Genomic DNA, 22,083 nt, shown 5'->3' with positions numbered 1-22,083 from the left:
CCGACTGCCGACCACGCGCAACCGCGACATCGACAGCTTGCTGCCGATCGAGGGCTGGGCGCCGATCTGCAACTGAGGCTCAGCACGGCGAGTGGGGAAGCGGTAGGTGGCTTGGGCGGACGCTTACTGCGGAGCTTGTCGAACAGCTCTCGACTTCGGGGTGATTCGAGCCGACCGTCCAGTCGCTGTCGCCATCCCGCAGATCGAGCGCTGCTGTGGCCGGGTCTTCGGTCCTGCGAACCAGCGCCGCGGCATCCGCCGGCTAGAACATCAGATAGCTCACGCCCAGAACAACGATGAGGTAGACGCTGCTGAGCGGCAGGCCAACCTTGAGCAGATCGCGCACGCGGTAGCCCGCCGGCCCGGTGATCATCGCAAGAACCGGGTTGCTGCCGGTAAGGAAATTGTTGGACGCGCACAGCGCGACCACCACCGCGAACTGCACGGGATTGGCGCCTGTTGAGATCGCGATGTTGATGGCCATCGGCACCATGATGACGGTGGCCCCGACATTGCTGACCACCAATCCCAGGCCGGCAGTCAACGTGCCCAGAATCGCCAGCAGCGCCCAGCTGGGCAGGGCGCCGAAGCGCTCAAGCGTCTGCTGCGCGACGAAATTGGCCACGCCCGAGCTGTCGACTGCCCAGCCCAGCGGGATCAGGCAGGCCATGATGAAAACCGCCTTCCAGTTGATCGAGGCATAGGCTTCGTCCATGTTGATGACGCCCATCAGCAACATGCCAACCACACCGGTCATCAGCGCAACCGGCACCGCTACTTCACCCGAGAGTGCCAGCCCCAAGGCCAGCGCGAATGCGAACAGTGCATGTCCGAGCTTGTGCGGGCGCTGTTCCTCTTTTGGATAGTCGGTGACAACCACGAAGTCCTTGCGGCTTGCGGCCATGCCGAGCTCGCGCCAGAAACTGTGGAACACCAGCATGTCGCCGGCGCGCAACTGCATGTTGCGAATCTCTTCGCGGAACACCTCGCTGCCGCGGTTGATTGCCAGCACGCTGATGCCCAGTCGCTTGCGCAGGTGCAGTTCTTCCAAGGTCCGTCCGATCAGCTGCGAATTCGGTGGAATGACGGCTTCAGAGATGCCTGCGCGACTGGGATTGAACAGGTCGGCAAAGTTTCTCAGGCGCGCCTGCAAGCGCAGCATATTGTTCTGGGCATAACCAGTGACGTCTTCGCGTGGACCCATCACCCCGAGCACACTGCCGACCCAGATCATCTGGTCTGCGGGCGGGGCCAGTCGCGCCTCGTTGCCGTTCTTCAGCGCCAACAGCAGGGGCGCACCACGCTGCGATTCGGCTTCCAGTACCGACATGCCGACCAACGGGCTTTCCGAAGTGACGGTCAGCTCGAAGACATCACCCTCGATACCGTAGGCGCGTGCGAAGTAGCTGTCGGTGCGACCGGGCGCAACGCCCTTGTCTTCGCCCGAACCGAGCAGGCGACGTCCGAACAGGCGGAAAAACAGCAGAGCCGAGGCGAGCAGGGCCAGCCCGATCGGCAGCGGAGTGAAGATCGGCAGTGGTTGCAGCGAGGCCACGCCCGAGGGCAGGTTGCGATTGGCGGCGACCAGCAGGTCGTTCAGCAGGATCAAGGGCGAGCTGCCGATCATGGTCAGACAGCCGCCCATCACGATACTGGCGCCGATCGGCAGCAACAGCCGTCCCAGCCCGACACCGGTGCGGGTGGAAAGCCGCGCCGCGATCGGCAGGAACAGTGTCGTCACCGACGCGTTCTGCATGACCGATGACACCACGCCGGCCACACTGCTGCTGAGCAGCACCAGCCGATGCTCATAGCCCTTCGACTTGCGCAGCAGCCAAACTGCGACCCGGTTGAGCAGGCCCGTGCGGTCAAGCCCCGCACCGAGGATCATGGTGGCAATGACGCTGATCACGGCATCGCCGGCAAAGCCATCGAACAGCTGCTCGACCGGTACCAATCCAAACAGCCCCAGGCTGACCAGCACCAACAGGGCGGTAACGTCCTGCCGGACCCGCTCCCACACGAACATGATCATGGTGAAGACCATCAGGCCCACCACCAGCCACATATCGATCGAGAGCGCGGACAGCTGCATGATCAGGCGTCAGTGGCTCCGGGCCATGTGCGGCTTCGGGTATGCGCGAGCCAATTCATGGCTGCGGCGCGCTGCGTCGGTACAACAGATCCCATACGCCATGGCCCAGTCGCAGACCACGCCGTTCGAAATGGGTCTCCGGCCGCCATGCTGGTCGTGGCACCTGGCCGCGGGGGCCGGCGCTGTTGCGAAACTCCGCGCTCGCATCCAGCACTTCCCACATCTGCTCCGCATAGGGCTCCCAATCGGTTGCCAGATGCAACAGGCCACCGGGCGTCAGCTTGCGCGCAAGCTGCAGCACGAAGGCCGATTGCACCAAGCGACGCTTGTTGTGCTTGGCCTTGTGCCAGGGATCCGGAAAGTAGATCCGCACCTCGGCCAAGGCGCTGTCCGGGATGCATCGGGTCAACACCTCGAACGCATCATCTGCGTAGACGCGCACATTCCCCAGTCCGGCCGCGACGATCGCGTTCAGCACGCGTCCCACGCCCGGTCGATGGACTTCCACGCCGATGAAATCGCGCTCCGGGGAGTGCTGCGCGCCGTGCAGCAGCGCTTCGCCGTTGCCGAAGCCGATCTCCAGTACCAAGGGCGCGTTGCGTCGGAAGGTCGACTGCGCGTCCAGCAGGCCTGATGACAGGTCCAGCCCCAGCGTCGGCCAATGCTGGGCAAGCGCGCGCTCCTGCGCCGGGGTGAGACGGCCAGCGCGTTGGACGAAGCTGCGCAATGGACGGTCGGGAGGCGTCAACCTCCCGCGCGGGCGCGCGTCGGGCTGGTCCGCCATCAGAAGAACAGCCCGTCAATTGGCGACGATGCGCTCGCGTAGCGCTTGCGCGGAATTCGGCCCGCCAGGAAGGCTTCCCGTCCGGCTTCGACCGCCTTGCGCATCGCAGAAGCCATCAGCACCGGCAACTTGGCGCTGGCGATGGCCGTGTTCATCAGCACGCCGTCACACCCAAGTTCCATCGCGATCGCGGCGTCGGACGCCGTACCCACGCCTGCATCGACGATGACCGGCACCTTCGCGTTCTCGATGATCTCGCGCAGGGTGTAGCGGTTCTGGATGCCGAGACCTGATCCAATCGGAGCAGCCAAAGGCATTACGGCCACGCAGCCAATCGCTTCCAGCTGGCGCGCAACGATCGGATCGTCGCTGGTGTAAACCATCACTTCGAAGCCGTCCTGGACGAGTATCTCGGCGGCCTTCAAGGTCTGCACGACGTCGGGGAAGAGGGTCTTGGCGTCGCCCAGCACTTCCAACTTGACCAGGTTGTGCCCGTCGAGAAGTTCGCGCGCCAGGCGGCAGGTGCGCACGGCGTCATCGGCGCTGTAGCAGCCGGCTGTGTTGGGTAACAGGGTGAAACGGTCCGGCGGCAGGAAGTCAAGAAGGTTCGGCTCGCCGGCGTTCTGGCCGAGGTTGGTGCGACGGATCGCAACGGTGACGATCTCAGCGCCTGCGGCCTCAGTGGCAAGGCGGGTCTCGGTGAAGTCAAGGAATTTGCCGGTGCCGGTCAGCAGGCGGGACGCGAAGCTACGGGTGCCGATCACAAGCCGGTCGGCGGCGGTCTGGGCGCTGTTTTCCATCCGGCGATTATCGGCGCGAACGACGGCGCTGTCGCGCACTCGCAGCCATCCTGTGTTGAATCGTCTTCAGCCACCGCCGAGTGCGTGCACCAGCTCTACGGCATCGCCCTCGGCCAGGGCGTGCTCGGCGTGGAGGCTCTTCGGCACGATCGCGCGATTGACCTCGACGGCCACACGGCGGCCGGCGTGGCCCATTTCTTCCAGCAGATCGGCGACGGTGCCGCCGCTCAAGGTGTGCGGCTGGCCGTTCAGCTGAATCTGGATCATGTGGCTGCGCCTGTGTGTTGGGGATCACCATTCTCCAGCGTTTGATACAGCAGGTGCACGCTCGTTCCCGCCGCCTCGAGTTTGTCGTTGCCGTCCGCCTTCGCGGGGCGCTAAGCTTCCGCCCTCCGCGGGTGTAGCTCAATGGTAGAGCTGTAGCTTCCCAAGCTACTGACGAGGGTTCGATTCCCTTCACCCGCTCCAACTCACAGCGCGCAGAGTCCATGCTCAAGCCGAAGCGGATCACCTTGGGCTGGTGCGAGTGGTTGGCGTTGCCCGAGCTCGGCATCCGCGCGATCGAAGCCAAGGTCGACACCGGCGCACGCAGTTCGTCCCTGCATGTCGATGAGCAGCAATTGTTCCAACGCGACGGAATCGACTGGGTCCGCTTCAGCCTGCATCTCGACAGCAGCTCGGAGCCGCGAGCCGTGCAAGCGGAAGCCCCGGTGCTGGACCGGCGAGCAGTGCGCGATTCTGGTGGTCATGAGACCGAGCGCGTCTTCATTCGGACTCAGCTGTCTTTGGCCGGGCGTGAGTATCCGATCGAGATCAATCTTGCCGCCCGCCGCGGGCTGCGCTTCCCGATGCTGCTAGGCCGCACTGCGATGGCCGGCAGCTTTCTGGTCGATCCCGGCGGCCGTCATCGGCTTGGCACACCCGACCCGTAGCCTCCCCGGCAGCAAGCAGTGCAGGCGCCCATTCCCGATACATCATCTTGCGGCCGACATGAAACTCGCCATCCTCTCGCGCAATTCCAAGCTCTATTCCACCCAGCGCCTGGTTGAAGCGGCGCGTGCGCGCGGCCACACCGTGCGTGTGCTGGATCCGCTGCGCTGCTACATGCGGATCGCGCCGGGCGCCTTCGAAATGCACTACAAGGGCCGCGAGCTGACCGACTTCGATGCGGTGATCCCGCGCATCGGTGCTTCGGTCACCTTTTACGGCACCGCGGTACTGCGCCAGTTCGAAATGATGGGTGTGTATACGCCGAACGGCTCTGACGCGATCCTGCGCGCCCGCGACAAGCTGAACTGCCATCAGCTGCTGGCCAAGCAAGGCATTGGCCTGCCCAAGACCGTCTTCGGCGACAACCCGGACGACACCGCCGACCTGCTGCGCATGCTCGGCAAGCCGCCGCACGTCATCAAGTTGACGGAAGGCAGCCAGGGCACCGGTGTCATCCTTGCGGAGCGAGCCGCATCCTCGCGCAGCGTGATCGAGGCATTCCGCGGCCTGTATGCAAACTTCATCGTCCAGGAGTTCATCGGCGAGGCGAAAGGCGCGGACGTGCGCTGCTTCGTTGTCGGAAGCCAGGTTGTTGCTGCGATGCGTCGTCAAGCCAAGGCAGGAGAATTCCGCTCCAACCTGCACCGTGGCGGCACGGCTAAAGAGGTCGAACTGACCGAGGCCGAGCGCGAGACTGCGATCCGGGCTGCGCGAGTGATGGGATTGAACGTCGCAGGCGTCGATCTGCTGCGATCCAAGCGCGGGCCGCTGGTGCTTGAGGTCAACTCCTCACCCGGGCTGGAGGGCATCGAAGGTGCGACCGGCGTCGACGTCGCAGGCGTGGTCGTGGACTACATCGATCGCCGGCTGCGTGCGCGTCGCAGCAAGGCCTGAATCAGGCTGGCTGGCGATTAACGCAAACACAAGGCCGCTTTAACCCGGCTTTAATTCGGGGGGCCGCATCCTCCACCTACCGTAATTTCTTCGCTTGGCACTCCTCCAGTTCCAGGGCTCGCGGATGCACGGTATCGGGGCAGCACTTTTTAGCCCGCGGCCAGCAGTTCCCCCTGCCGGCGCGGGCTTTTCTTTGCGTTGAGTTTGGAAGAAGCGGAACACGGCGCAACGACAGACGCTGCTTGCGCTGGTGAACCTGAGCCTGGCCCGCCGCCGCGTAGCGGCGCCAGCTTGAGTGCGTCCGCGGAACGGGGAAACACCCCGATGCGCGGCGAAAGAGCCTCGAAAGGGCGCTACGCGAGTCGATAGGTCACGACGGACGCCTGATTTCCGGTACCACGATCCGAAAAATCGACTCGTGGGTCAGGAAGGGATCAACCGGTCGCGTTGCTCAGAGCTTCCCGAGCAGGGCCCCGGAGAGATTCCGTAAGGTCGCGCTTGCGACCATGGTTGCTCCAAGACACGAGCTACGCCTTGCACTCGAACATCTCTGCGCTCAATCAATCGCAACGATTGAACTCGCCGATGCCCTCGACAATCTCGGTGACCGCGATGCGTTCCGGTTCTGTGAGGTGTGGGTTCCATGCATCCATCAGCAGAATCACCCGGGTTTCGTTGCTGTGGTTCCAGGCTTCATGCACAAAGGTGTCGTCGAAGACCCAAGGCCGCCCATAGCGCCAGCAGCGTGACTCACCGCCCACCGTGAGGAAACACTGCTCGGGCACGATCAATGGCAGATGGACCACGACGCGCGCGTTCGTTACTCCGTAGTGCGGCTTGATATGGCTGCCTGGGCCGAGCAGGGAGAAGCAGATCTCAGGCGCATGATCCTTGATGCGCACCAGCGGCACATCGCGAAGTGCGGCCATGGTGTGCGGCGCCAATTGCGCGCCGGAAGGGGATTCCTGGCCATCCCGATAGAAGAAGAACGCGTCCCATCGCGGCTGTTCGCCTCCCAGATAGGGGGCTAGGGATTCGCCGCCCGGCGCCCGCAAGAACGGTCCTGTGTCCGCTTGCTGCTGAAACACATCCATCGCCTCCTGCCGAATCTGCTCTGACCGTTCGGCCAGCGCAGGAAGCCAGTCGATGAGGTCGGGTTCAAGCCACGGACTCGGCTGAAGACCAGGTATGTGCAAGAACCTTGGTGCCTGTCGCGGATCGGCCGGCGGATGGTTCTCATGTCCAAGATAGTGGGCCAGCCCGGCGCGAACGCGCTGCACAGCACTCGCGCCAAAACGCGACTCCAGCGGCTCGATCAGACCCATCAGCAGCCCCACGCGATTCTGATTGACCATCGCCATGGCGTGCAGTACTTCCGAGGTCAGCCAGTGAGGAGTGCTGGACGCATCCAGCCAGCGCCCCCTCGCCTGTGCGCTGCTGATGGCGCGGAAGTAGTTCGACACCGCCCCGCGCAGATTGCCTCTGCGTTCCAGGAGGGCGCCCAAATGAAGTCTTGCGGCGGCCAGCTCTGGATCCAAGGCCAGAGCTTCGCGGTGCGACTTTTCGGCCGCGTCCAGCTCGCCTGCTGCGGCTAGCGCCACGCCCATGCTGCGCGCAATCTGGGCATTCGCAGGATCAATGCTGCGTGCCTCCGAGAGAAGGGCAGCCGCCGCCTTGGGGCGGCCACTATCGATCTCACGTCGAGCTGCTTCCATCAGGGTGAGCACTGTCGGTTGCCTCTCCTCAGCGACTGCAACCGACTGCGCCCCTGCTTTGCGTGCGGGCACGACAGCTTCTACGAACAGCGAATAGTGGCCGCCACTGTGTTCCGCGCCAGCGACTGCGCTCTGGTCATCCACAAGAAACACGGGGTCCGCGCTCTGCATCCAGCCAGAACGCTCGACCGCTTCGAAACCTGCGGCTTCGAGCAGGGCCTGCAAGGTTTCGAAATCGTACCCGTACTTGTGCGCTTCGAAGAGATAGCCGGGGTCCGGTCCCACGCCTGCATAGTTGAGAAACTGGGCGAGCAAAGGCCCGTCACCCCGGGCGCCGTTCCAGTAAGCGTTGCGCTGCGCGAAGAACGCGCGATCGCCCCGGTGATAAGCGTCGATGAGCTGCCAGACGTCCGGCACGATCAGCCGAACTCTGGCACCAGGCGCAAGGATCCGGCGGAGTTCCCTCAGGAATTCCCCCGCCTCATTCGGGAAGAACAGATGCTCCAACAGGTGCGAGACGAATGCGTGGCTTACTGCGCCGTCCGCGAAGGGCAAGCCCCACTGAACATTCCAGCACAACGGAGCCGGGTGGACGTCGAGATTGACCCAGCCCTGAAGATTGTGGCCGCCGCTGCCGATATGCAATTTCAACTCTCGTGAGTCCGGTGAAATACCGAGCTCCGAAAGCTGTTCCTGAAGCCAGCGGGGGCGGGCCTGTGCCAGCTCGGCGCGTATCGAGCGAGCCTCGGCCAGAAGATTGTCAACGCGACCGAGGGCACCTGTTGCCATCCGCTCCGCCTGCGGCCCCAGCGCCCGAAAATCTGCAGCGAGGCGATACACCTCAGACGCAAGCACCGCAAGATTGCGAGCTGCCTGCTCCGTCGTCGGTTCTGCGCGGACATCAGGGGGAGTCAACATGGCAGCCTCTTCGATGGATTCAGAACAGCAAGTAGGTCGAAAGGATGAACTTCTCACCGCTGATGGGTGCTCGGCCCTCGTGCTGAAACATCCAGTAGGGCGGAAACATCAGCAAACGTCCGGCCTTGGGTTGGACCGCCACGTCGAGATCCACGAACGCGGTCTCGCCCCCTGCGCTGACATCATTGAGATACCAGAGGCAGACGAGATACCGATTGCTGACCGGGCCGATGGAATCGAAATGCGGCTGAAAACCTTGTTCACCACCAGGCAAGTAGCGCTTGAGGATGAGCTCACTGGTCTTGTCCGAACCCGGAACCGGCAGGGTCAGCCCGAGCGCCGCGTTGTACCGCTGGAGGTGAACATGGATGTTCTCCAACATCAGCTGACGAAAGCCGGGGTCGGATAAAGGACCGATATCGAGTTCGGTCCAAGCACTTTGGCCGAGCCATGCGTGCCTGTTGCGACCATTCTCTACATGGAACCTCGACAGAAGTTGGAAAGAGTCGATCATTTGCTGACACATCGCCGACGGCAGCGCGCCATCAAATGTCTGGATGAAACTGCGGATCGACTGCGCAGGTTTGGGCGTAAGGCCGGTGGGATGCTGGGGAGGGAGCATGTGCGTTTGCTGGAGCTTCCAGTAGGATTCGGCCGACCGTGGCGCCCGCATGATAATCAAGGACTCATCATGGATGCAGATTTGCCGGTGAATGCCGAGGAGGCGCTCGCCGTCTTGGGCTCTGGCGATGCGTTTCTGGCCGAGCGAGCGGCCCGGAGCGCCCTGGCTGCAGGTGCGGATGCCCGGTGGCTGCTGGTGCTCGCCTTGGCCTTGAGTGAGCAGCGCAGAGCCATCGAGGCTCTTCCGTGCTACGAGGAGCTGGTGCGTCGACAACCCGACGTCCCCGAGCACTGGTCGAATCTGGGCAACTGCCTCTGCGAGCTTGATCGCGAGAAAGACGCGCTGCCTTCCCTGCAGCGGGCCTACTTGTTGGGGGACCGCTCAGCAGCCCTATTCTTTGGACTCGCGCGAGCAGAGCTCGCTAACGTCAGACCGATACATTCCTTAACCTGTATCGGGCGCGCGATCGAACAGGTTCCGCTCGATCCAGAGCTCTTGCTGTTCAAGGCGCGGGTGCAGTTCAGCCTGGACGAAACCGACGCAGCGGTACGTACGCTGGAAGGGTTGCGTGATCCGGCCTTGGCGGTCGAGCTGAGGGTCGAAGCCGCGGAGATCCAACTGAATCTGGCCCAGTATGGCGACGCACAGGTCTCGTTCGAGGCGATCCTGAAGGAAGATCCCTCGCACCCGAGCGCCTTGATCGGTCTGGCGACCTGCCTTGAGCGGCACAATCGACTTGACGAGGCCAAAGCTGCATTTGATGCGATCGGGGACGACCGGGTGAGTGGTCGCCCGGAGCTCGAAAGCGCCAAGCGGCAACTGCAAGCTAGATTGGCAGCCCGCAGCGGTGATCAGGCCGAGGCCCGCACTCTGCTGCGGCAGGTGCTGTCGCAGCCGCCAAGAGACATCACGATCACCAGCAACCTGCATTTCGAACTGGGCAAGGCCTGCGCAGCTCTCGGTGACGCTGAAGGCGCGATGGCGGCGTTTACGGAGGGGCATGCGCAAAGGCTGAGCCACGTCACCGCAGCGCACCCCAACCTGTCGCGTGAGGACGGCTTGCTGGCTGCTCTCGATCGTCCTGTGCCGCGTTTCGATCGCCCTCGCGCGGGTGACATCGTGGACAGCCACCGTGACCCGTTGTTCGTAGTCGGATTTCCGCGTTCCGGTACAACCTTGCTTGAGCAGCTGCTTGACGCCCACCCGCAGTTGGCGTCGTTCGATGAGCAGCCGTTTCTGCAGCGGCTTGTAACGCGGATGAACGCAGAGCCGCCGGGATACCCCGCCGCTCTCGTTCACTGCACAGCGGAGATGCGCGCCGAATATCGGAAGCAATACTTCGCGGATGTGGCTCGCAAGCTGCCCCATCTCGGTGGCAGACGCCCTGTGGACAAGAACCCGCTGTATCTCATCCGCCTGCCGCTGGTCGCGGCATTGTTTGCGGAGGCGCAGGTGGTGCTGGCATTGCGCCATCCGTGCGACGTGGTGTTGTCCTGCTATATGCAGAACTTCCGCGCACCGGCCTTCGCGGTGACTTTCGAAACGCTGCTCAGTACAGCCCGTATGTACGATCGCGTGTTCCGGACCTATTTCGATTTTCGTGATGCGCTCGGATTGCCGACCCTTGAACTGCGCTACGAAGATCTCGTAGCCGATGTCGGCGGCGAAGCCCGGCGGCTGATCGATTTTCTTGGGCTGGAGTGGACGGATGATCTGATGGGCTTCACCGAACGGGCCAAAAGCCGCGGCGTAATCAGCACGCCCAGCTACAGCCAGGTCATTCAGCCAGTCAATAACCGCGCGATAGGTCGCTGGCAAGCGTGGAGACCGTGGTTCGAGGGTGAGGCCCTGGAGGTTCTCGCGCCGTGGGTTGATCGTTTCGGCTACCGGCTTGATTGAGCGTTGCATGCATTGATGGACATCCGCTGGTGTCCGCAGCCGAGAGGACGGCGCCCCGCTTGTGGCGGCACACGGATCGGTTTCAGGAAGGCAAGCCGTAGGCTGGAAACTAAAAAAGCCGCGCAGGTTGCCCTGCGCGGCTTCGTTTGTGGCCGGTTTCCGAGGCTTTAGAAGGCCAAGGTGGCGGTCATCCAGTAGTAGCGGCCTACCGTGTCGAACGTCCGCTCATCAGTGTTGCCGTTGAGTGAATTGTTCTGGTAGATGATGGGCGGCTGCTTGTCGAATGCGTTGTCGACGCCGAGCTGGAACTTGGTGTTCAGGGAGTCGAGCTTATAGCCGACCACGAAGTTGTGGTAGGTCTGGCTGCCGCGTTCGAAGAAGCACCCGGGCGTACCGCTTGGCGCCAGTGCAAGCCCAAGGTCCGCGCAGGTGTTGGTGCGGGTGTTGGGGTAAATCGCGCCAACACTGAAGCCGCTCACGTAGCGCGACACCCACTGAGCGTCAAAGCTGCCGTAGTTCCAGCCGATGCTGCCCAGCGAGCGGACCCGGCTGTAGTTGCCGAGACCACCATTGGCTGACGACAGGAAGGTGCCTGCCAGATCGGCGCGCGCCACGACCTGGCCAAGGACGATGGTCTGGACGTCAAACTGCGCGGTGTAGGTGGTGTCGAGTGAGAACCGGAAGGTGCCCCAAGCGGTGTCCTGCAGACGGTACTTCAGGCCCAGGTCGACGCCCTTGGTGTCGGTGCGGCCCACGTTCGCGTTCCGGTCGAACAGGCGGATGATCTCGCCTTGGCTATCGCGTGAGAACAGGTCGCAGAACGCACCGTTGTTGAAGCAGTTGTTCAGGATCGTCTGGGTGCCGACCGTGCCAATGGTGTCGTTCAGGTAGACGCGCCACAGGTCGACCGCCACGGACGCTCCCTCAAGCCAGCTCGGGTCGTACACCACGCCGTAGGTGAAGGCTTTGCCCTCTTCAGGCGTAAGGCCAGCGTTTCCGCCCTTGATTGCCGAAAGCTGCGTGTCTGTCTGGCCGAAACTGCCGTTGGTGGCCACGTTGCGGCAGGCACGAGCCTGCGGACTGCCGGCTGGCGCACCGCGCCAACCGTTGCACGGGTCGGAAAAACTGTCGGACGAGGCTGAGTCGCCAGCAAACAGGTCGTCGATGGTGGGGGCGCGGAACACCTCGGCCACGGTGCCACGGACCAGGACTTCGTCAATCGGACGCCATTCGAGGCCCAGTTTCCAGTTGTTGGCGTTGCCAAAGGTCGAATAGTCGGACCAGCGAGCGCCGACCGTTGCGCTCAGCGAGTGAGCGAGCGGGGCGTCGGCCAGGATCGGAATCAGTGCTTCGCCGTACACTTCGGAGACATCGAACTCGCCGACCGATCGTGTCGTGCACGCCTCGGACGAAATCAGGCAGGTGTAGTTGATCGGGTCGACCACTGCCAGGAAGTCCGGAATAAAGCTGCTGCTCTCGATGCGGTGCTCGACGCCGAGCGCCACGCCAACCGGGCCCGCCGGCAGTTCAAACAGATCGCCGGACACGGTGCCGAAGAAATTCTTGAGCGTTCTATCGGTGTTGTTGCGCGCGGGCGATGAAATGCGGCCCAGGGCGGCCTGGTCGCTTGCCGAGCTCAGTGAGCCGAACAGATTGACCGGGGTGCAATTGGGGATGACGTTGCCGGGCGTACCGCAGAAGAGGTTGCCCGCAGCGTCCCGGAAAGACGGCCCCAGCGCCGAAGCCAGCGCAGGCGTGAACAGGTAACCGGTGGAAATGCCCTCCTGGCTCAAGCGGCCGTAGGTCATGCCGACGTCGTAAGACCAGGCGCCGTCACCCAGAATGCCTTCGACGCCCGTCGTCAGCTGCTTCACGTCCGTGTTGAAGGAAAAACGACGGTTGCCGATGGCCGACAGGCGCAGTCGCAGGTCGTTGTTCACCAGTCCGCCGGTCAGGCCAGGGAACGGCCAGAAAACACTGTTCGGCGAAATGGCGACGTTGTCGTTCGCAGGGCGAGCGTCGAACGGCAGCGGAGCGATTTGACCGAAGGCACGCGTGTTCTGGGTGTACACATCGGTGTAGACAGTGGCGTTGTCGGTCAGATTGAAGCGGCCGGCGAAGAACAGCCCTGCGCGCTCCTGCGGGGTCAGCTGAAGGTTGCCGACGGCCTGATAGTTGAACAGGTCGGTCGCGGTGTTGAAACAGCGGAAATCTGACCAGCCTGCGCCGGGCCGGCCTTCGATACGCGTCAGATTCACATTTGTCCCGGTGCCAGCGCAGTTGATGCCGTTGGCCGCGGCGTTGGTGCGAGGAACGACATACCGGCCTGTGGTGGTGCGGCTGGAGCCGCCGACCGTCACTGCGCCCGAGTACAGGGTCAGCGCGTCGCGCGAGTAGTCGCGATCCGCTGCGAATACGCCGCCCTGCTCGTTATAGTTCAGATTGATCAGCACGTTGCCACGGTCGCCCGACCAGCCGTAGGTCACATTGCCCGTGGTGCGGTCGGCATCACTGCGTGAGGAGTCGCCATAACCGACGGACAGCTCACCGCCGTCGAAGTCACGCTTGAGGATGAAGTTGACCACGCCGCCGACAGCGTCCGAGCCGTAGACCGCCGATGCGCCGTCCTTGAGGATCTCCACCCGCTCAATGACAGCCATCGGAATGGAGTTGATGTCGGCATACACCATGCGGCGACCATTCAGCAGGGTCAGTGTGCGCTTGTCACCCAAGCCGCGGAGGGAGATCGTCGCCTGGCCGGTACCACCGCCGTTGTTCACGGAAGGGTTCGTCGCCGCACCCGAGACGGACGGGATGTCCTGCAGGAAGTCACCGATGGTCGCAGCGCCGGTGCGCTGGATGGCCTCACGCTCGAGCGTGAACACCGGGCTCGCGCCTTCAGTGTCCACTCGGCGGATGCGCGAACCGGTAACGACCAACGTGTCAAGCGTCTTGGCGCCTTCGCTGGAATCGGCGCCGCTTTGGGCGAATGTCGTGCCCGACAAGGCGGTTGAGCCCGCGATTCCGAGCGCCAGCGCCTTCTTGATGCAGGACGCAAGCTGATTTCGATCCATCATGGAGAACTCCTCAGTAGATGTTGTGGGGCTGGCAACGTGCGCGTCAACGTTCTGGGTACGAAGCTTGCAGCGACTTTGTGGCCGGCTCCGCGTTTTAATACTTTCTTTACTTCTTGTCTACAGCGCCTCGTCCCGGGTCCGGCTCTTGAAGTGGAGCGTTCCAAGCTGCGCATGATGCCCTTGGGGGCGAAGACGCCTGACAATGACGTGCAGCCACTTACTCTCGGCGCAGCACATGTCCGCTGGGCCCAGACGCCTTGGCCGGCAGGACAGGGCGATAGCACTTCAGAGGATTTCCACCGGTGTTGATTGAAGAGCGGCAGCTGGCGCTTGAGGCTTTGGAACCCGGCATGTTCGTCAGCCGCATCGACGTGCCCTGGGGGGAGACGCCGTTCGCGCTGCAGGGCTTGCGGATCGACAGCCGTGCCGATGTCGAGGCATTGCGGCCGTACACGCTCACCGCGGTGGTGGATTTCGCGCGCAGCGTTCGACCGGACGGGCGCAACCTGCTGCTGAGCCTTGGCTACCGTGCGCCCTCGGGCCAGCCGATGCCGAAGCCGCGCCAGTATCCCGAGCCCGGGCCGATCGAAGAGGAGCTGCCGCGCGCGCGGCGCGCGTTCGGCGATGCGGCGGGGCTGACCCAGCAGTTGCAGGAGGATCTCCGCCACGGCCGGCGGCTTGACCTCGAACAGCTCTCGGCCGCGGTGGAGCCGGTGGTCGCCAGCGTGCTGCGCAATCCGGATGCCTACTTCTGGCTGGCGACGCTGCGCCATCGCGATCCCTACGTCTACCGGCATGCACTCAACTGCGCGGCCCTGAGCGCGGCGCTGGGCCGGCAGGTCGGGCTGCCGGCGGAGCCGCTGGTCGAACTGGCCGGCGCCGCCCTGCTGATGGATATCGGCATGCCTCTGCTGCCGGACGGACTGTGCAACCACGGCCTGCTGCTGCTGCCGGGCCAGCGCCAGCAGATGCAGAACCATATCGACCTCGGCCTGCAGCAGTTGGTCGACCAGACCGGCGTCAGCGACGCGCAACGCGAGTGGATCACCCATCACCACGAGCGTCACGATGGCTCGGGCTACCCGGCCGCGCAAGCGGGCAACGAGATCCCGCTGTTCGCCCGTGTGCTTGGTTTGGTCGACACCTTCGATGCCCTGTGCAGCGATCGCCCACATCAGCGCGCGGTGTCGCGGCATGAGGCTCTGCAGACGCTCTATCGCGAGCGTGATTGCCTGTTCCAGGCCGAGCTGGTCGAGCAGTTCGGCCTGGCGCTGGGCGTATACCCCACCGGCACCCTGGTTGAGCTGTCCAGCGGCGAGGTCGCGGTGGTGACCCAGCAGAACGGCGCACGCAGGCTGTTCCCGAAAGTCACCGTGCTGACCCGGCCCGACAAGTCGATCAACCCCGGCTTTGCCGAGCTTGATCTGTGGCTCGACGCCAGCAGTGAGGGCGGCAAGCGCACGATCCTGCGTGCGGTGCGCAGCGGCGCTTACGGTCTCGATGTGGCCCAGCTGTTCCTGGCCAACCCGTGAGGCATCGCGCGTCTGCGCTTCGAAGGTTCGCATTGGCTGCACGATCCAGCAGTTCCAGCCCGGCATCGGCGGCGCGCGTCGCCAATCGGGATCAACGCTCGCACTGTCGGCTTGCCGATCGGGCGACGCGAAGCTCACGACCCAGCATCTCACTTTGGCGTACCGTCCACGCTGGCCGCATTTGCCAAGGTTTGAAATCGGCAGGCGCGCGAGCGGGGATGATGCGTTCCGCGTCATCCGGCGCGCGCGGATGGCGGGGTGTGAGTTGTGCTTGAGCGTTGGAGTGAATTCGAGTCGACCGTTGCGGCACAGCTGAATCACGCGCCCACCGAGCCGATGGCGGTGATGCAGGTGCATCTGCGCCGGCTGCGTGGCTTGCGTGCCTTGATCGGTCAGCCTGCGTTGGATTCCGCGCTGGTGGAGATCCGTCGGCGCATCCGCGGCGTGTTGCGCGCGCAGGACATCGCGTTGCAGTTGGGCGAAGCCGATGTACTGGTAGCGCTGCCGGGCTTGATGAGCGCGGGCCATGCGAGGTTGGCGGCACATGCGCTGATGCGCGCGCTGGTGAGTCCGTTGGACGTGCAGGGTCTGTCGCTGCGGCTGCAGCCCGAGCTGGGCTTGGCGCTCTACCCGCAGCACGGTGACAGCGTCGACAGCCTGCAGCGCGCCGCCAGTGCCGCTGTCGAGCGCGCTCGCATGGCCGCGGGCAATCTGGCCGAGGCCGATGGCAGCTTGGCCCAGCCCCTTTTCGCTGAGCTTGCCATTGCGCTGCGGCAGAACGCGTTGACCATGGTCTTCCAGCCGATCCAGAGCCTGAGCCTGGGTCGGCGAGTGGGCTACGAAGCCTTGGCGCGCTGGGTCCATCCCCGCACCGGCGAGCCGGTGTCGCCGGCGCTGTTCGTGCCGCACGCCGAGGACGCCGGGCTGGTGCCCGAACTGACTCGCTGGAGCCTGCAGGCTGCGCTGCGCGAATTCCATCCGCTGTGGTCGGCGGACCCCAGCCTGCACTGCGCCTTGAATCTTTCCGCGCGCGCCTTTGAAGACAGCGCGCTGAGCGAGCAGATCGAAGCGGCACTGGCGATCTGGAACCTGCCGCCATCCGCCCTGCTGCTGGAGATCACCGAGACCGCCCTGCTGGCCGAGCCGCAGCGCAATACCGGCCAATTGTCGCGCCTGCGTGCGCTCGGCGTGAGGGTCGCTCTGGATGACTTCGGGCAGGGCTACTCGAGCTTCGGCTACTTGCAGTTTCTCGAAGTGAACACGCTGAAGATCGACCGTCGGTTTCTGGAGCGCCTGGACGGCCCGCGCGAACGCGGCCTGGTGCAGTCGATGATCGAACTCGCGCATCGACTGGACATGGCCGTGGTCGCCGAAGGCGTTGAGGACCACGCGGTGCATCAGGTGCTGCTTGAACTGGGCTGCGACGAGGCCCAGGGCTGGCTGTACGGTCGCCCCCAGCCCGCCGCCCATTGGCTGGCGGGCGGGTCTTGAACGATTACTGCGGCAGCACCTCGAAGGTCGCGACGTAGCTGGCGCGGCGCTGGGTTGCCGGCGGCTGCGCCTGGTCGTCATTGACGCTCGCTTCCAGCCAGTAGCGGCCCGGCTCGCCCCAGCTCAGCTCGACCAGGCCATCCGCGTCGGAGCGCAGGGTGTGCTCGCCCAGCTCGTTACGGTAGCGGGTGTCACCGCGAACCAGCTCAAGGCTGACACCCGCGGCGGGCTTTCCATCCAGCAGCACGCGGACCTTGGAGGTTTCGCCGCTGAACAGATCGTTCGGATGGCTCAGGAACTCCAGTTCCAGGCCTTCGCCGCTGGGCGTGAGCGAGCTCGTGGTCGGTGCGCCGGCGGTCACGAAGGACTCGATCCGGCCGGCGTTGCGAGTGACCTGCAGGTCGCTGGCGTCCTTCGGCGCCTCGGTAGCGAAACGTGCGTCGTCGCCGCGCCAGCGCTTCTGCTCACCGGCTTCGGTCCAGCTGGCGAACAGGCCGCGGTTGACGATCGCCAGCTTGTAGGTTCCGGCCGCGGCAAGCTCGACATCGAACACGCTGCGGTACTTGCCGGTGTGCGGATTGTGTACTTCAACCGGACTGCCATCCGGGCCGGTCACCTGCAGCGCGTCGAGCCGCAGCGGCACATGGTTGAAGAAGAACAGATCGTTGGAGACCGCGGCATCGACGGTAATCCACTGACCGGCGTCGAGCACCGTGGCCGAGGGCAGCAGCCACAGCTTGTGGGCGTGGGCGTGGCCGGCCGACATCGCAAGCGCGGCGCAGCACAGCAGGCGAACAACAGATTTCATTTGGGCGTCCTCGGGTCGGGTTGAAGCGGATGGATCAGGGATACGGAGTGAGTTCGTGCTTGCAGCAGACGCGTCTGCCCTGGCAAGCGCTCAGGGCGCCAGGCGCAGCTCCACCCGCCCGAGTTCGCGTTCACCCTGGGCGGATTGACTGGCGCTGGCCGCCGGTGGCCAATCGAAGTTCAGCTTGAGCAACTCGCGTCCGCCGACCTCGCGCGCAGCCTCGACCACCAGTGTGTAGGAGCCTTCAGCGAGACCGGCCAGCGCCGGTGTGTTCTGGTCGAGGTTCAGCGCATGGGTGCCGGGCGGGCGGGTGGCACCGCTGACGCCGTCGATCGGCATCTGCTGAGTGCGACCGCTGCGCCGCCACCACTGGCGCAGATCCGCGAGCCACTTGGTGCCGGATTCCTTGCGCGCATCTTCGAGCTGGTACCAGACCGCCAGGTTGGCCGCGACCGTGGCATCGCCGCGTTCGATCCAGACCGCCACATATGGGCGGTGATACTCGGCCACGCTCAGGCGCGGGATCTCGATCTCGATGTCCATCGAGGCCGCCTGCGCATGCAGCGAGAACAGGGTCGCCGCGATCAGGGCGAACGCACGGGAAAAGGTCATGCTGGGCTCCGCTTAGTGGATGAAGAGAACCGCCAACAGGGCGGGCAGGGCGAAACCCGCCACAACCAGCGGCCAAGTGCTGCGGCGCTTGCCGGCGTGCAGGTAGAGCAGGTACAGACCACTGCCGCAGAAGATCAGGCAGGCGACGGCGAACAGATCGATGAACAGGCTCCAGGCCGCACCGGTGTGGCGGCCCTTGTGCAGATCGTTCAAGTACGAAACCACACCGCGATCGCTGCGCTCGAACTCGACCGCGCCGCTGTGGCGATCGATGCTCAGCCAGCCGTCGCCACCGGGCCGGGGCAGGGCCAGATAGATCTCGTCCTCGCTCCACTCCGCTGCCTGCGTGCGTACGCGCAGGGGCGTCTGCACGCGCAGCCACGCGGCCGTCTCGGCGGGCAGCGCCGCACCATCCTCAGCCTGCTGCAGGCTTGCCAGCAAATGTTTGGGCAGCTGCAGCGTACCGGTCTCGATCTGCGGCTCGGCGCCGATTGACGCGGCATGGTTCAGGGTGATGCCGGTGATCGAGAACAGCAGCATGCCGACCAGGCAGATCGCGGCACTGATCCAGTGCCAGAGGTGCATCTGCTTGGTCCAGAACGCCTTGCGGGCGTTCTTGGCGCGGCCCGCAGGTGCGGGCCGCGGTTTACTCACCGTGGTGGTGGCTGCGCGTGTCTGGGTCGGGCGCATGGATCAGAACCCGCCCAACCGCGCGCACTGGTGGAACGCGAACGGTGCCGACACCACGCGGTCCAGCGTCACGGCGCTCGCATCAGCGCCCTCGGGCAGGGTGAACGCCAGCGCAAGCGCTGCGCTCAGGGCAAGACTCAACGGGCGGTGGGCGTCAACAGGACGGGTGGCAACAACAGGCCAGAACGAACGGGCACGGTGCATGAGTGACTCCGGGATCGGGGTCTCACGCTGGCGTCGGCTGGCTTGAGGGTGCAGCAGATTGGGGAAGGGTGGGCGCGTGCGGCGCCCGCAACCCGACATTAAATGCGAATTGATCGCATTTGAAAAGAGGCGCTGACATCAGGCGTGTGCTGAGGCGTGGTTTGCCGCTGCGCAGGGGGTCGGCGACAATGCCGGTCTTCCCGCCCGCCGCCCTTTGGATCCTTCGATGCCCAGCCGTCGCGAACTTGCCAACGCCATCCGTTTTCTGTCCGCCGATGCTGTCGAGGCCGCCAAGAGCGGACACCCCGGCATGCCGATGGGCATGGCCGACATCGCCGAAGTGCTGTGGAATGATTTTCTGCGTCACAGCCCGAACAATCCGAAATGGTTGAATCGCGACCGCTTCGTGATCTCCAACGGCCACGGCTCGATGCTGCTGTACTCGCTGCTGCATCTGTCCGGCTATGACCTGCCGATCACTGAGCTGAAGCGCTTCCGCCAGCTGCATTCGAAAACCCCAGGCCATCCGGAGGCGCACGAAACCCCCGGCGTCGAAACCACCACCGGCCCGCTCGGCCAGGGTCTGGCCAATGCGGTCGGCATGGCGCTGGCGGAAAAGGTGCTGGCGCGCCGCTTCAACCGCCCCGAATACGCGGTGGTCAACCACCACACCTACGTGTTCCTGGGCGATGGCTGCCTGATGGAAGGCATCAGCCACGAGGCCTGCTCGCTGGCCGGCACCATGAAGCTCGGCAAGCTGATTGCGTTCTGGGACGACAACGGCATCTCGATCGACGGCGAGGTCCACGGCTGGTTCACCGACGACACCCCGGCCCGCTTCGAGGCTTATGGCTGGCAGGTTATCCGCCGTGTCGACGGCCACGATCCTGAAGAAATCATCCAGGCCATCCGCACCGCCCAGGCGGAAGTCGAGCGGCCTACCCTGATCTGCTGCCGCACCACCATCGGCTTCGGTGCGCCGACCAAGGCCGGCAAGGAATCCTGCCACGGAGCACCGCTGGGCAAAGACGAAATCGCCGGCGCCCGCGCCGCGCTGAACTGGCCGTACGCACCGTTCGAGATTCCACAGGCGATCTACGACGGCTGGCGGGCCAGGATCGGTGAGGCGCCCGAAGCCAAATGGAATGCGCAGTTCGAGGCGTACACCCGGCAGTATCCGGAGCTCGCCGCCGAGCTGCTGCGTCGTTCCAGCGGTGAACTTCCGGCCGATTTCGCCGCCGCCGCTGATGCCTACATCAACCAGCTGCAACAGGACGGGCTGACGGTCGCATCGCGCAAGGCTTCGCAGATGGCGCTGGAAGCGTTCGGACCGCTGCTGCCTGAGCTGATCGGCGGTTCGGCCGATCTGGCCGGTTCCAATCTGACGATCTGGAAAGGTTCCAAGGACGTCAATCTCGAAGACCCCGACGCCAACTACATCTACTATGGCGTGCGCGAGTTCGGCATGAGCGCGATCGCCAATGGCCTCGCCCTGCACGGCGGTTTCGTGCCCTACGATGCGACCTTCCTGGTGTTCAGCGACTACTCGCGCAACGCGCTGCGGATGTCGGCCCTGATCCCGACCCGCGCCATCCACGTGTTCACGCATGATTCGATCGGCCTTGGCGAGGACGGTCCCACCCATCAGCCGGTTGAGCACCTCGCCAGCCTGCGCTACATCCCCAATAACCACGTTTGGCGGCCCTGCGACGCGGTGGAATCGGCGGTCAGCTGGAAGCGCGCGATCCAGCGCAACGACGGCCCGAGCTGCCTGATCTTCAGCCGCCAGAATCTGCAGCACCAGAACCGCAGCCCGGAGCAGGTGTTCGACATCGCGCGCGGCGGCTACGTGCTGACCGACCCACCGGAAGCGCGCTTCGACGTGATCCTGATTGCCACCGGCAGCGAGGTTGAGCTGGCGATGCAGGCGGCTCGTCAGCTGGAAGCCGAGGGCACCAAGGTGCGGGTGGTGTCGATGCCCTGCAGCAACGTGTTCGACGCACAGCCGATCGAATGGCGCGAAGGCGTGCTGCCCGGCTGGTGTCGCAAGCGCGTGGCGATCGAAGCCGGGGTGACTGACTACTGGCGCAAGTATGTGGGCCTCGACGGCGCCGTGATCGGCATCGACAGCTTCGGCGCTTCGGCGCCGGCGGATCAGCTGTTCAAGCACTTCGGGATCACGGTGGAGAAGGTGGTGGAGGCGGTGAAGGGGCTGTAGCGGGGATCGGTCGAGCGTTGGCTGGCGAGCTTCGCGGCCCTCGCCAAAACCGAACCCTCTCCCCAACCCCTCTCCCATGGGGAGAGGGGCTCAGCGTGAGGCGGTCGGGCTGAGTCTGGCGCGCTTGCAACTGAGCCCTGTTTGCTGGTGCTGCTATAGATCTCGGGCGCACCATTTCACCTGCACCTGCACCTGCACCTGCACCTGCACCTGCACCTGCACCTGCTCCTGCTCTGGTCGAGCTCTTGCTTAGGCTTCGGCTTTGGCTTCGCTCCAGCTTCTGCGGGCAGGAAGCCCGCGCTCTGCCCGGGGCCCCTGGGGAGCGGCGGGAGGCCGGCGATCGGCCCGCAGGGTTGGCCGCAGGGGTGCGGCCAAGGTTTTCGACAGGCCAAGGATGGCCTGTCCGAAAACCCCGCCGGCCTCACGCGTACCCGGAGTGCAGGATGCACGTAGGGCGCGGATGAGGGGTGGCCTTCTCTTTGGTTACTTTCTCTGACTCCGGGCATCCTGCCCTTCGCCCCTGCGGGGCCGCCTTCGGCGTTCGCGCCGCTCCTGCGGCGCAGTGGCCACTCAAGAGAAAGTGACTCGGACGGCCCGCAGGGCCGACCGTAAGCGTCCGCCCACCTCACCTACCTTCCTGACCTGATTCTCCCGACCGTCTCCGGTTTCCCCAACGGAGGATCGGTCGATGGCGTGTTCGGAGGTGCGGCGGTGGCGTGCGCATGTGCGCTCGC

Annotated in this window: 17 protein-coding genes and 1 tRNA gene; 7 read left to right on the top strand and 11 right to left on the bottom strand. The window is 64.6% G+C overall.

Going from position 1 to position 22,083, the window contains the following annotated elements; translation table 11 throughout:
• Window positions 1–262 precede the first annotated feature (262 nt).
• The 4 genes from ACIQ7H_RS18670 to thiS form a co-directional block, all read right to left on the bottom strand.
• Window positions 263–2,095: an SLC13 family permease gene (locus ACIQ7H_RS18670; RefSeq protein ID WP_395794333.1), complete on the bottom strand. Its 1,833-nt coding sequence runs from the start codon at window positions 2,093–2,095 to the stop codon at window positions 263–265.
• 55 nt (window positions 2,096–2,150) lie between these two features.
• The gene (trmB, locus tag ACIQ7H_RS18665) at window positions 2,151–2,879 is read right to left on the bottom strand and encodes a tRNA (guanosine(46)-N7)-methyltransferase TrmB (RefSeq protein WP_395794331.1); all 729 of its coding nucleotides are present in this window, start codon (window positions 2,877–2,879) and stop codon (window positions 2,151–2,153) included.
• Window positions 2,879–3,679 carry a thiazole synthase gene (locus ACIQ7H_RS18660; protein ID WP_395794337.1) on the bottom strand — a complete coding sequence of 267 codons (801 nt, stop codon included), beginning with the start codon at window positions 3,677–3,679 and terminating at the stop codon, window positions 2,879–2,881. The genes trmB and ACIQ7H_RS18660 overlap by 1 nt, the downstream gene beginning before the upstream one ends.
• A 66-nt stretch (window positions 3,680–3,745) precedes the next feature.
• On the bottom strand, window positions 3,746–3,943 hold the full coding sequence (gene thiS, locus ACIQ7H_RS18655) for a sulfur carrier protein ThiS (RefSeq protein ID WP_395794335.1): 198 nt from the start codon (window positions 3,941–3,943) through the stop codon (window positions 3,746–3,748).
• 130 nt (window positions 3,944–4,073) lie between these two features.
• On the opposite strand from thiS, the gene ACIQ7H_RS18650 reads away from it, so the two are divergent.
• From ACIQ7H_RS18650 to rimK, 3 genes are all read left to right on the top strand, one after another.
• Window positions 4,074–4,147, top strand: a tRNA-Gly gene (locus ACIQ7H_RS18650).
• A 20-nt stretch (window positions 4,148–4,167) separates the two neighbouring features.
• Window positions 4,168–4,611: an ATP-dependent zinc protease gene (locus ACIQ7H_RS18645; RefSeq protein ID WP_395794329.1), complete on the top strand. Its 444-nt coding sequence runs from the start codon at window positions 4,168–4,170 to the stop codon at window positions 4,609–4,611.
• 58 nt (window positions 4,612–4,669) lie between these two features.
• Window positions 4,670–5,563, top strand: coding sequence for a 30S ribosomal protein S6--L-glutamate ligase (gene rimK / locus ACIQ7H_RS18640; protein WP_395794327.1), 894 nt, complete (start codon window positions 4,670–4,672; stop codon window positions 5,561–5,563).
• A gap of 560 nt (window positions 5,564–6,123) precedes the next feature.
• On the opposite strand, the gene ACIQ7H_RS18635 is transcribed toward rimK, so the two are convergent.
• Both ACIQ7H_RS18635 and ACIQ7H_RS18630 read right to left on the bottom strand, forming a co-directional pair.
• Window positions 6,124–8,196, bottom strand: coding sequence for an aspartyl/asparaginyl beta-hydroxylase domain-containing protein (locus ACIQ7H_RS18635; protein WP_395794325.1), 2,073 nt, complete (start codon window positions 8,194–8,196; stop codon window positions 6,124–6,126).
• Window positions 8,197–8,215: 19 nt separating this feature from the next.
• Window positions 8,216–8,818, bottom strand: coding sequence for a 2OG-Fe(II) oxygenase (locus ACIQ7H_RS18630; protein ID WP_395794323.1), 603 nt, complete (start codon window positions 8,816–8,818; stop codon window positions 8,216–8,218).
• A 69-nt stretch (window positions 8,819–8,887) separates the two neighbouring features.
• On the opposite strand from ACIQ7H_RS18630, the gene ACIQ7H_RS18625 reads away from it, so the two are divergent.
• Window positions 8,888–10,717, top strand: a complete 1,830-nt coding sequence (locus tag ACIQ7H_RS18625) for a tetratricopeptide repeat-containing sulfotransferase family protein (RefSeq protein WP_395794321.1) — start codon at window positions 8,888–8,890, stop codon at window positions 10,715–10,717.
• Between the two features lie 167 nt (window positions 10,718–10,884).
• On the opposite strand, the gene ACIQ7H_RS18620 is transcribed toward ACIQ7H_RS18625, so the two are convergent.
• The gene (locus tag ACIQ7H_RS18620; RefSeq protein WP_395794319.1) at window positions 10,885–13,794 is read right to left on the bottom strand and encodes a TonB-dependent receptor plug domain-containing protein; all 2,910 of its coding nucleotides are present in this window, start codon (window positions 13,792–13,794) and stop codon (window positions 10,885–10,887) included.
• A gap of 302 nt (window positions 13,795–14,096) precedes the next feature.
• On the opposite strand from ACIQ7H_RS18620, the gene ACIQ7H_RS18615 reads away from it, so the two are divergent.
• Window positions 14,097–15,326, top strand: a complete 1,230-nt coding sequence (locus tag ACIQ7H_RS18615; protein ID WP_395794317.1) for an HD-GYP domain-containing protein — start codon at window positions 14,097–14,099, stop codon at window positions 15,324–15,326.
• Between the two features lie 267 nt (window positions 15,327–15,593).
• Window positions 15,594–16,817 carry an EAL domain-containing protein gene (locus tag ACIQ7H_RS18610; RefSeq protein ID WP_395794315.1) on the top strand — a complete coding sequence of 408 codons (1,224 nt, stop codon included), beginning with the start codon at window positions 15,594–15,596 and terminating at the stop codon, window positions 16,815–16,817.
• 4 nt (window positions 16,818–16,821) lie between these two features.
• On the opposite strand, the gene ACIQ7H_RS18605 is transcribed toward ACIQ7H_RS18610, so the two are convergent.
• From ACIQ7H_RS18605 to ACIQ7H_RS18590, 4 genes are all read right to left on the bottom strand, one after another.
• On the bottom strand, window positions 16,822–17,625 hold the full coding sequence (locus ACIQ7H_RS18605; RefSeq protein ID WP_395794313.1) for a DUF4198 domain-containing protein: 804 nt from the start codon (window positions 17,623–17,625) through the stop codon (window positions 16,822–16,824).
• A 90-nt stretch (window positions 17,626–17,715) separates the two neighbouring features.
• Window positions 17,716–18,237, bottom strand: coding sequence for a DUF2271 domain-containing protein (locus ACIQ7H_RS18600; RefSeq protein ID WP_395794311.1), 522 nt, complete (start codon window positions 18,235–18,237; stop codon window positions 17,716–17,718).
• A 12-nt stretch (window positions 18,238–18,249) separates the two neighbouring features.
• A complete protein-coding gene (locus ACIQ7H_RS18595; protein ID WP_395794309.1) occupies window positions 18,250–18,927 on the bottom strand; it encodes a PepSY-associated TM helix domain-containing protein in 678 nt (225 codons plus the stop codon).
• Window positions 18,928–18,930: 3 nt separating this feature from the next.
• A complete protein-coding gene (locus ACIQ7H_RS18590; protein ID WP_395794307.1) occupies window positions 18,931–19,131 on the bottom strand; it encodes a hypothetical protein in 201 nt (66 codons plus the stop codon).
• 226 nt (window positions 19,132–19,357) lie between these two features.
• Here ACIQ7H_RS18590 and tkt point away from each other — a divergent pair, with 226 nt between their 5' ends.
• On the top strand, window positions 19,358–21,349 hold the full coding sequence (gene tkt / locus ACIQ7H_RS18585) for a transketolase (protein ID WP_395794305.1): 1,992 nt from the start codon (window positions 19,358–19,360) through the stop codon (window positions 21,347–21,349).
• Window positions 21,350–22,083: the final 734 nt, after the last annotated feature.

It is taken from the genome of Aquimonas sp. (genome assembly GCF_044377145.1).
Classification (GTDB): Bacteria; Pseudomonadota; Gammaproteobacteria; order Xanthomonadales; family Xanthomonadaceae; genus Aquimonas.
The sequence above is the reverse complement of the archived record's forward strand: the minus strand, read 5'-3'. Positions and strand labels throughout refer to the sequence as shown.

Coding starts and splice junctions, on each gene's coding strand:
- tkt (WP_395794305.1), top strand. CDS start 19,358: ATGCCCAGCCGTCGCGAACTTGCCAACGCCATCCGTTTTCTGTCCGCC.
- ACIQ7H_RS18600 (WP_395794311.1), bottom strand. CDS start 18,237: ATGACCTTTTCCCGTGCGTTCGCCCTGATCGCGGCGACCCTGTTCTCG.
- rimK (WP_395794327.1), top strand. CDS start 4,670: ATGAAACTCGCCATCCTCTCGCGCAATTCCAAGCTCTATTCCACCCAG.
- ACIQ7H_RS18595 (WP_395794309.1), bottom strand. CDS start 18,927: ATGCGCCCGACCCAGACACGCGCAGCCACCACCACGGTGAGTAAACCG.
- trmB (WP_395794331.1), bottom strand. CDS start 2,879: ATGGCGGACCAGCCCGACGCGCGCCCGCGCGGGAGGTTGACGCCTCCC.
- ACIQ7H_RS18620 (WP_395794319.1), bottom strand. CDS start 13,794: ATGATGGATCGAAATCAGCTTGCGTCCTGCATCAAGAAGGCGCTGGCG.
- ACIQ7H_RS18660 (WP_395794337.1), bottom strand. CDS start 3,679: ATGGAAAACAGCGCCCAGACCGCCGCCGACCGGCTTGTGATCGGCACC.
- ACIQ7H_RS18605 (WP_395794313.1), bottom strand. CDS start 17,625: ATGAAATCTGTTGTTCGCCTGCTGTGCTGCGCCGCGCTTGCGATGTCG.
- ACIQ7H_RS18590 (WP_395794307.1), bottom strand. CDS start 19,131: ATGCACCGTGCCCGTTCGTTCTGGCCTGTTGTTGCCACCCGTCCTGTT.
- ACIQ7H_RS18630 (WP_395794323.1), bottom strand. CDS start 8,818: ATGCTCCCTCCCCAGCATCCCACCGGCCTTACGCCCAAACCTGCGCAG.
- ACIQ7H_RS18645 (WP_395794329.1), top strand. CDS start 4,168: ATGCTCAAGCCGAAGCGGATCACCTTGGGCTGGTGCGAGTGGTTGGCG.
- ACIQ7H_RS18625 (WP_395794321.1), top strand. CDS start 8,888: ATGGATGCAGATTTGCCGGTGAATGCCGAGGAGGCGCTCGCCGTCTTG.
- ACIQ7H_RS18670 (WP_395794333.1), bottom strand. CDS start 2,095: ATGCAGCTGTCCGCGCTCTCGATCGATATGTGGCTGGTGGTGGGCCTG.
- ACIQ7H_RS18635 (WP_395794325.1), bottom strand. CDS start 8,196: ATGTTGACTCCCCCTGATGTCCGCGCAGAACCGACGACGGAGCAGGCA.